Origin of the sequence: Desulfovibrio sp. An276 (genome assembly GCF_002159665.1) — a bacterium.
Classification (GTDB): Bacteria; Desulfobacterota; Desulfovibrionia; order Desulfovibrionales; family Desulfovibrionaceae; genus Desulfovibrio; species Desulfovibrio faecigallinarum.
The window spans coordinates 63,681-72,908 of record NZ_NFJC01000012.1; the positions used below are offsets into that span (position 1 = coordinate 63,681).

At 54.6% G+C, this 9,228-nt stretch carries 6 protein-coding genes; all 6 read right to left on the reverse strand.

From position 1 onward, the window contains the following. Positions 1-13 precede the first annotated feature (13 nt). The 6 genes from B5F76_RS06755 to fdnG all read right to left on the reverse strand — a co-directional run bounded on the left by B5F76_RS06755 (position 14) and on the right by fdnG (position 8,789). Positions 14-1,396, reverse strand: a complete 1,383-nt coding sequence (locus tag B5F76_RS06755) for an AAA family ATPase (protein ID WP_087352595.1) — start codon at positions 1,394-1,396, stop codon at positions 14-16. A 66-nt stretch (positions 1,397-1,462) separates the two neighbouring features. Next, the gene (locus tag B5F76_RS06760; RefSeq protein ID WP_087352597.1) at positions 1,463-2,722 is read right to left on the reverse strand and encodes a hypothetical protein; all 1,260 of its coding nucleotides are present in this window, start codon (positions 2,720-2,722) and stop codon (positions 1,463-1,465) included. 16 nt (positions 2,723-2,738) lie between these two features. Beyond that, a complete protein-coding gene (locus B5F76_RS06765) occupies positions 2,739-3,872 on the reverse strand; it encodes a toxic anion resistance protein (RefSeq protein ID WP_087352599.1) in 1,134 nt (377 codons plus the stop codon). A gap of 69 nt (positions 3,873-3,941) precedes the next feature. Beyond that, positions 3,942-4,880 (reverse strand): formate dehydrogenase accessory protein FdhE, encoded by a 939-nt coding sequence (locus B5F76_RS06770; protein WP_087352601.1) that lies wholly within the window; start codon positions 4,878-4,880, stop codon positions 3,942-3,944. 154 nt (positions 4,881-5,034) lie between these two features. After that, entirely contained in the window at positions 5,035-5,691 is a 657-nt protein-coding gene (locus tag B5F76_RS06775) for a 4Fe-4S dicluster domain-containing protein (RefSeq protein WP_087352603.1), read from the reverse strand. Between the two features lie 62 nt (positions 5,692-5,753). Beyond that, positions 5,754-8,789 carry a formate dehydrogenase-N subunit alpha gene (gene fdnG / locus B5F76_RS06780; RefSeq protein WP_087352605.1) on the reverse strand — a complete coding sequence of 1,012 codons (3,036 nt, stop codon included), beginning with the start codon at positions 8,787-8,789 and terminating at the stop codon, positions 5,754-5,756. Between the last annotated feature and the right edge of the window lie 439 nt (positions 8,790-9,228).

The following is a 9,228-nucleotide window of genomic DNA, read 5'->3' on the forward strand; positions in this document are numbered from 1 at the left end:
AACAACCTTAGTTTTAACATCCTAGTTTCATTCTTTTTTGCATAGCAGCATTGGCTTGTTTCATGATGTCGCCCATCTCGTCACCAAAAAAATTCTCTGGCCAATTCTTGATATTGCCATATGTGTCAATTTGAAGAGGTTCGAGTGTTGCAGGGGCATTGGAACTATTGGCGAAAGATATAGATACTTTTTCCTGTGAAATAGCATCTTCAGCAATTCGGCGCTGCAGACGGCGGAGAAAATGCTCGGAATGAGTTTCGATGACGATTTGAATATTTCTTTCGCGCCCATTTTCTTTGGACTTGATAACATCGATCATGGCATCGGCCAACGCTGATTGCGCAAGTGGGTGCAGATGAATTTCCGGTTGTTCCATAAGGATGATTGAGCCAGCAGGAGCAAAGAAGCATTGAACCAGAACTGGTAAAACTTGCGTAATGCCAAAGCCGACGTCGGGAAGATCGACCCATTCCTCTGCGCCCTTGGTGCGAACTTTAACTTCGTAATCTTGGCGCTGCTTGGATATGGGATTGACCTTAAAATCTTCAATTAGACCCATTTCCTTGAGCTCGTAGGCAATAATTTCCTCGAAAGGTTTTGCTTGTTTTTTGTGACCTAGACTAATTTTTCTGTTTCTTGCAGCCAGAATTGCTGCTATTGTATTTTCACCTGCAAAACCAACACTCTCAGGCTCAATGCCGCTCCATGTATAAAACCTTTCACTCTTTATTCTAAGTGGTCCAAGATAAAAGATAGATCTAAACAGTTTTTCATGCGCGAGATTTAAAGATTGAACAAATTCAGCATTTTGATAATAGGCGATCACTTCATCAGGAAAACCATAAAAGCGAACAACTTCTTTGGGTGCCCAAGCACGCATTTTTTTTCTAACAAGATTGTATTTCTTTGCCGATGCAGTGTATTCATCTTTGTCGTTCTTTCGTGAAAATTCAATAGAAAGAGACTGTGTACCCTTATTGAGTAGACAGTATTTGAATTTTGTGACTTGAAGCAAATTTTTTGTTGAGGCGTCTAATCCTACTGTGGCATTAAAATCCAATTCATCACCAGAAAAATTTTTGTTTGTTAGAGGGTCCTTAAAGTTCATCTCTTCAGATAAGGACCATCGGTAGGCGAAAGCAATATTATTTTCAGGATCACGATGGAAGACCATTTCTCGATAGGACCCAAGCTGAACAGCAGAGTTTTTTCCTCCTGGATGAAAAACAGCTTTCCTATCAGGCGATTCAACAGTTTGTTTCAGCATAATCAGAAATTGTCCGATACTGGACTTTCCAGAACTGTTAGCACCGAAAAACAGCGTGAGGGGAGCTAGATGAATGTTGCCTGTATCCTTCCAGACTTTGAAGTTTTGTATGCGTAGTTCTTTGAGCATAATTATACCCTGCCACCCGTATTATACTTGAGTCTCTATAATGGTCTGTGTTGAAATGACCTTGGACTAGTAGCCGCGCATCTTGAGCAGATTGTCCAGTGCGTCTATCTCGGCCGTATAGCTTATGTTGTCGTTGCGATCCATGCGTGCACGCTCTTCCCTGAAGGCTGAGACAAGGCGGTCCAGGACCTCCCTTGTGCGCTCAAGGGGAAGGTTTTGGGGCATGCGCGCAACCTCGTCCGCGATGTGGTGCACCCTGGGAAGATATCGGTTCAGGAAGCTTGTCCCGTCACGCACATCGTTGGGATCCTGCTCCATGCATTTCACCATGTCCATGGCAAGGAAGGCTATTGTTTCAAGGGAAGGAATGAGTTCTGCCGGGCAGGAGCCTGCCTTTTGCAAAAGAAGGGCAGCAGATGCGGAAATCTCCGCGAGCTTCGAGATGCTGCCGCCTGTCCTGTCTTCGGGACCAAGAAGCTTTCCAAGGTCAATGACAAGGCTTCTCAGCTCTGCAAGAAGGTCCATTTCCAGGCTATTCTGGTTGGACGAATAGGTGAAATGCTGCCACTGGGCGGATTTGAAAAGTCCGTTCAGGGGCTTTCCGGAATTTGTCCTTGCCTGGTTTTCCAGCCTTGATGTGACATTGTTTACGCGATCGACTGTAGCCTCATCCAGCGCGCCTGAAACGGCAAGCTTCTCGCACTGCGAGAGCAGGACCTTGAGGTAGCCGAGCTCAGGCCCGGATACCTTTCCCTGCTGCACAAGGGCGCGCATACGCACAAGCACTGAGGCGAGGATCTGCCTGTGCACGCTCTTGTGGCAGACCTTAAGCCATGTCCTGTAGACAACAAGGGCAGCCAGGACAATGACAGGAAGGGAGACAAGGGGCCACAAGGGCATGCCCCAGAGGCTTGCCGTGGAAAGCCAGGTGAAAAGGCTCAAAACAAGGATGGGCGTTGCAGTCCAGTCCCAGCCAATGGAGCCTCTTGCTATGACAAGGCGGGCAAGCCAGGTGGCAAGGCCTGCCCAAAAGAGCATGAGCGGCCAGGGTATGCCCAAAACGAGCAGGGCAAGGCCCTGCAGACAGCCTGCCCCTACCGGTATGAACCAGTAGGGATTGGAGACAGTGCCCCAGGGAACAAGGCAGATGAGGCCCGCGTAGACACTGAGTTTGAGGAAGATCTCGTCCAGGGGGCCTGTGCCAAGGGCCGCGTCCACGAAGAAGACCGAGCAGACAAGGGCCACAAGGTGCGTGAGCCCGCGGCAAAGCACCATGGTCACTGTCTTCAGGACCGATCCCACAAGCTTGTCAAAAAGCGACGCCATGGTGCCCTCCCTGCGGCTAGTTGCGCGTTCCGGAAAGGATCGTTGCCCTGTCGCTGTTCTTCTGGCCTGCGAGGGCCGTGAGCTTGGTCTTCAGATCCTCTTCCATGCTTACAAGCTCCCTTTCCACTTCCATGCGGCGCGCACGACCCTCGCGGGCAATGGTCATGGTTTCCTCTATGGTGGCTATGAGGCGGGACTGCACGTCGCGCAGGGTCTCCACATCCACAATGGATCGCTCAACCTCCCTGGCAGCAGCAGTGCTTGAGGTCTGCAGCATTTCTGCGTTCTTGCGCAGCAGAGCGTTGGTTGTGTCCGCCACTTCCTTTTGCAGCTGAGCTGCCTTGTGCTGGCCATGGATGGAGAGCGCCAGCACGAGCTGGTTTTTCCAGACAGGGATGGTTGCCAGGATGCTGGTCTGGATCTTTTCCGCCAGGGTCTGGTTGTTGCTCTGGATCATGCGGATCTGCGGAGCTGTCTGCAGGGTGATGGTGCGCGACAGGCGCAGATCGTGCAGGCGCCGCTCAAAACGGTTCAGGCGTTCTGCAAAGTCGTGCACCTTCTGGGCGTCCAGGGCGTTGCCGCTCTTCCTGGCCTCTTCCTCGATACGGGGCAACTCCTCCTCGCGAGCCTTTTGCAGACGTCGCTCTCCTGCCATGATGGCTGCCGTGAGATCCTCGTAGAAGGACTGGTTGTAGCCGTAGAGCTGTTCCAGGACCTGAATGTCCTTGAGCAGGCCGAGCATGGCGTCTTCAAGATGGGCGCTTATGCCCTCCACCTGATCGAGCAGGGTGTCGAAGCGGGCGAGAGTCTTTTCAACCGAGCCAAAGAGGCTGCCGATAAGGGGGATGGAGGAAAGTACACTCTTCTTGGGGCTCGCAATCTCCGTGACATCTATGTCCTTGACCTTGAGCATGAGCTCCTGCAGGGAGTCGCCCACGGGACCTGCGTCCTTTACGCGCACATTGCCAAGCAGATCGTCTGCAAACTTGGCAATCTCGTTCATGGTCTTTGACCCGTAGCTTATGGTCAGGGCAGGGTCGTCAAAGTTGATGGCGGAGGCAAGCGCCGAGATTTTCTCCTCGCTTATGCCCTTGTCGGCAATGGGCGCAGTTGTGTCTGCGATGTCCGGGGTGTGTATGGTTTCGCTCATGGCATTTCTCCGGTGTATACGCGCTGTGCTTGATTGCGCACAAACTGCGCCTATGAGAAAGGGAAGGGGCTAGAACTGGTTCCAGCTTGTGCGGCACATGGGAACAAGCTCTTTCTCTGCTGCCAGCATGTCCAGGGGCAGCATGCAAAAGGCCATGACATCGAGGTCCGGCACGGGGGAGATGTTGCGCATATCAAGGCCTACGCAGTACTTTTTGCATTCCGAGCAAAAGGACACGTGCTCTGCCTGATTGGTGCTGGCATAGAAGGTTTCCATGCAGCCCTTCTTTTCCGAGCCGCAGGCAGGGCAGATGGCCCTTCTGAAGCGCCAGTCCGCGCCGCACAGGCCGCAGTGCAAGAACTTTCTGCCGCCCCCTGCAGTGAGATAGGGATTGTTCTTGTCCTCGTAGCCCTTGCCAAGCCAGTCCATGACCGGCAGTCTGCCGCAGACAGGGCAGTAGCCTTGCGTCCACAAGGGCCAGTGACTTGTTTCCCCGTCGTCCTGGGCGACAAGATTGTCTGTCAGGGCACGAAGAACTGTGGAGAGGGAAAACTCGCTTGCCAGAACAAGGCTTGCCGCGTCCAGCCCCTCGAGTCTGGAAAGAGTGGAGAGCCTTTCTGTGTCCGCGTCAATCACTGCCCGCAGAAAATCCTGCGTGAATCCCGTGTCTCTCTCCTCGGCAAAAAAGGCTTCAACAGCCGCCTTGCCTGGCAAAAGGCGCTCTTGCTCAGCAAAAAGAGGCAGGTAGCTCTCAAAGCACGCCACAACATGAGGCCACATCCAGGAAAGTTCCGCGTCCGAGAGAAGGCTTACCCCGCTGGATGAGCGGTTTTCGTCCCATTTTGGGAGCGCAAGGCCCTTTGGGGCAAACTCTTCCTTAAGACGTTCCTGTTCCTCTGCTCTTGCAAGCCACAAAGGTCCGAAGCTGTCGAGCAGTTCCTTGAGCACGGGCTTTTCTTCGCGCTGTTTGTCCAGTGTCTTGCGCACGCGTTTTATGGTATCGGCCATGGGCTACCTCGTCTTGTTCTGGATCTGCCGGGAGAAAATCCCGGGCAAAGTTAGAAGTACCACAGTGCAGGACAAGAAAAAAGGGACCTGTTTGTCGCAAACAGGCCCCTTCGTGTCCATTTGTTCCTAGCTTCTGGCCTTCATGGCCTGGATGCTAGAAGGTGGCGTATTCGTAGTAGTGTTCCTTTTCCTCCGCGAGGAGGTAGATGATATTGACGTCCTTGTAATCGACAAGGAAAGCCTTGGGGAAGGTCTTCTTGGCGATATTCAGGCGTTCCTTGGCGAGTTCGAGAATTTCCGCCCTTTCGCCGAAGACCATGCAGCCTGTGGGGCAGGTCTTTACGCACATGGGCTCGAGACCGGCACGGAGCCTGTCGATGCAGAAGTCGCACTTGGTCAGTCTGCCGGTCTTCTCATCCCTGCGGGGGATGTTGTAGGGGCAGACCTCGCGGATGGCCTCTGCGTCTTCCTTGCTCAAAAGCGCTGTCTTCTCTGTGAAAAGAACTGCGCCTGTCTTCTTGTCCTGAATGATGGCGCCCTCGGCGACCATATCCGCCACGTCCTTGCAGGGCGGGTTGGTGCAGTGGCGGCACTGATCCGGGAAGAAGTTCCAGTGCACAACGCCCTTGTCGTCAAGATGTTCGCGGAAACGCACGATCTTGAAGTTGCAGGGATTGAGATCCGGGGGATTCTGATGTGTTCCGGTCTGCTTTGTCTTTATCGCCGGCAGGCCATGCCAGTCCTTGCAGGCAACCTGACAGCCCCGGCACGCAGTACACCTGGTGGTATCTATGAGAATGCTCTTTGGCATATCTGCTCCTTTTGGGGATGTGCCTGGAAGGCTGGAAAAACCTTCCAGGCACTTTCCGGAAACTATCCGATTTCAGTCAGCTTATCGAGCTTGCGTATGTTGACAAGGCAGGCCTTGCATTCCTGAATGGAAGTATTGGGATCAAAGGCGCTGATGGTCAGCCTGTTTGTGGCGTCGCCACATTCAGGCGTGAGCCAGCCAAAGGCAAAGGGCATGCCCACAAGGTGGACAGTCTTGCCCTGGATTGTGAAGGGACGCAGACGCACGGTCACCATGGCAATGGCTTCGACCTTGCCCCTGGCACTTTCCAGCAGGACGCCGTCACCGTTCTTGATGCCCTTTTCCTCTGCCAGCTCGCGGCTCATCTCCACATAGAGCTGAGGCTCGCACTCAAGCAGGGCAGGCGTGTTGCGGGTCTCGCCGCCACCACACCAGTGCTCGGTCATGCTGTAGGTAGTCAGGACAATGGGGAACCTGGGATCTCCCGGCTTTGCAAACCTTGCCACGTCTTCCTTGAAGAACTTGTAGACAGGGCTTGAAAGCTGCTTGGAGAAGGGGTGACTTGTGAGCGGTGTTTCCACGGGCTCGTAGTGCTCTGGGAAGGGACCGTCTGCGCGCCCTGGGCCAAAGAGCTGGGCAACGCCGTCCGCGTTCATGATGAAGGGCAGCTTGCCGTTCTCGTAGCCGGCAGGGGCTCCACCGCCGTCCGGGATGTCGCCGACCCAGTCCTTGCCGGTCCAGACGACCACGGGCAGGCTCGGGTTCCAGGGCTTGCCCTGGGGATCGACCGAGGCGCGATTGTAGAGGATGCGCCTGTTCATGGGCCAGCACCAGGACCAGTTCGGGTAGATGCCAAGCCGTGCCTGCAAGGGCGTTTGCTTGGTGCTGCGGCGCTTGGACTTGTTGCCTTCCTCCTCCGTGTAGCTGGCCGTGTAGATCCAGTTCAGGGAGGACGTTGTGCCGTCGGCCTTCAGGTTGGCAAAGGCAGGCACAAGCTGGCCCTTGCGGTAGAGCTTGTTACCAATCTTGGTGTCTTCCCAGAAGTAGCCGTTGAGGCGCTTGGTCCACTCTTCCGGCTCGAAGGTCTCGGGCCAGATGGTGTTGAGCAGGGGCTCGGGGTTGGCACCGCCCTCGGCCTTGTACAGCTCGCGAATCCTGTTCATGAGCGGCACAAGCATGTCGCCGAAGTTGCGGGCCTCGCCTGCAGGTTCCACGCCCTTGTAGAACCACTGGATCCAGCGACCAGAGTTGGCGATGCTTCCTTCCTTCTCTATGCGATGGGCAGAGGGCAGGAGGAAGACTTCGGTCTTGATCTTGGAGGGATCAACACCGGGTCTGTGCCAGTTGTCGGAGGTCTCCGAATTGTGGAGTTCGCCACAGACCAGCCAGTCCAGGTGGTCCATTGCATTGCGGACCTTGTGGGTGTCGGCAAAGCTCTGACAGGGGTTCACGCCAAAGACGAAACCGCCGCGCATCCTGTCGTGCAGGGCATTGTCGATCACAGTATAGTAGGAGTAGTCGCCAAAGGGTTCGAGCTTGGGCAGCCACTGGTAGCCGAACTCGTTGTTCTTGGTGGCGGCTTCGCCGAACCAGGCCTTGAGCAGGCTGACCATGTACTTTGGCGTATTGCTCTTCCAGTTGATGCTCTTCTTGAACTTGGTCGTGGGCGTGTTGGCCTTGAGATACTGTTCAAGGGTGTGCTGGTTTGCGCGGGGCATGCCGATGTAGCCGGGCAGACTGTCGTAGAGCAGTGCCTGGTCGGTGGAACCCTGGACGTTGGGCTCGCCGCGCAGGGCGTTGATGCCACCGCCGGCAACGCCGATGTTGCCGAGAAGCAGCTGCACCAGGGTGGAGCAGCGGATGATCTGTACGCCATTGGTGTGCTGAGTCCAGCCCAGGGCGTACATGATGGTTCCTGCCTTGTCGGGCTTGCCCGTGGCCGTGAAGGCCTTGTAGACACGCAGGATGTTTTCCTTGGAAACGCCGGTTACCGAGGAGACGTTGTCCAGAGTGTAGCGCGAGTAGTGTTCCTTCAGAAGATTGAAGACACAGCGGGGGTTCTTCCACTCGGGATCCGTGACAATGGCGCCGCTTGCGTCCTTCTCGAAGGCCCAGGTGCTGGCGTCGTAGCGACGCTTTTCGGGGTCGAGGCCGGAGAAGACGCCGTCCTTGAAGTAGTAGTCCTTGCCAACCACGAAGTCAGCATTGGTGTAGAGATGGACGTACTCTTCAAGATAGAGCTTGTTCTCTATGATGTAGTTGATCATTCCGCCCAGGAAGGCCACGTCCGAACCGGAACGCAAAGGAACGTGGAAATCGCAGCGGGCGGAAGTACGGGAGAACTTGGGGTCAACGTGAATGAGCGTGGCACCGTTGTCCTTTGCGGCCATAACCCACTTGAAGGACACGGGATGGTGTTCAGCACAGTTGCTGCCCATGATCAGCACACAGTTCGCGTTCTTGATATCTATCCAGTGGTTTGTCATAGCACCACGACCGAACGACTCTGCCAGAGCCGGTACAGTGGGGCTGTGTCAGACACGGGCCTGGTGGTCAATACAGACCATGCCCAGGCTTTTCACTGCAGAATTGATAACGCAGCATTCTTCGTTGGATGCGTGAGAGGTCCCCATCCAGAACAGGCTTTCCAGTCTGTTGACCACCTCGCCCTTTTCGTTCTTTTCCTTGAAGTCCTTGTCGCGGGCTTCCTTGACCAGATGGGCAATGCGATCGATGGTCCAGTCCCAGTCCTTTTCTTCCCAGCGGTCGCTGTAGGGTGCACGGTACATGGGCTTGAGAACGCGGCCCTCGGTGTGGGTATACATGCCCAACAGGGCTGCGCCCTTGGCACACAGAGCGCCCTCGTTGACGGGGAAGTCCGGGTCACCTTCGGTGGAGACCAGCTTGCCGTCTTTTACATGGGCAATGATTTGGCAGCAGACAGCACAGAAAGGACAGACGCTGATGATCTCCTTGGCCCCTTCGATTTTGAGGGAAGTGGCGTAGGCCTGGACGGCCTTCAGATCAAACCCCATGACGGAGAGGGTCAATGCACCTGCGCTCAGTCCCTTGAGAAAACTCCTTCTGGTTGCTTGCATGGAGTCCTCCAGTTTAGACGATTGAACAGTTGCCAGACTGCATGTTTTCTCGAAAGGCGAGAAAAGGACAGTAGAACAAACTTTTTTACCACTTACTCCAAAATTCGTGACAGAGCAAGGAAAACACGAAAAAAAGAAGGAAAAATGCAGGTGTAGGAGCATAGAAAGTGTGCTATTTCAGGATAAGATCTCTGGATCGCACAAAAAGTCCAAACAGAGCCAGATTGGGCAGGCTTCGGAAGAATGCTCTTTGAGTGAGCGTGCCCGATGAGAAAGTGTTTTTCAGTCACGCTTTTGAGAAGTGAATTCGGGAGAATTCACGAGCAGGATTTGACATCCTCCCCCGCCTAAAGGCGGAGGATTCCCAGCGGAAACAAGCTAGCTTGATCCCTGGGCGGGTCCGCTTCAACGAGGCAAGGAGCCTCTCCACAGGCTGTCA

Excerpts from the sequence above, each read along its gene's own strand:
- B5F76_RS06755 (WP_087352595.1), bottom strand. The coding sequence starts at position 1,396 with ATGCTCAAAGAACTACGCATACAAAACTTCAAAGTCTGGAAGGATACA.
- B5F76_RS06760 (WP_087352597.1), bottom strand. The coding sequence starts at position 2,722 with ATGGCGTCGCTTTTTGACAAGCTTGTGGGATCGGTCCTGAAGACAGTG.
- B5F76_RS06765 (WP_087352599.1), bottom strand. The coding sequence starts at position 3,872 with ATGAGCGAAACCATACACACCCCGGACATCGCAGACACAACTGCGCCC.
- B5F76_RS06770 (WP_087352601.1), bottom strand. The coding sequence starts at position 4,880 with ATGGCCGATACCATAAAACGCGTGCGCAAGACACTGGACAAACAGCGC.
- B5F76_RS06775 (WP_087352603.1), bottom strand. The coding sequence starts at position 5,691 with ATGCCAAAGAGCATTCTCATAGATACCACCAGGTGTACTGCGTGCCGG.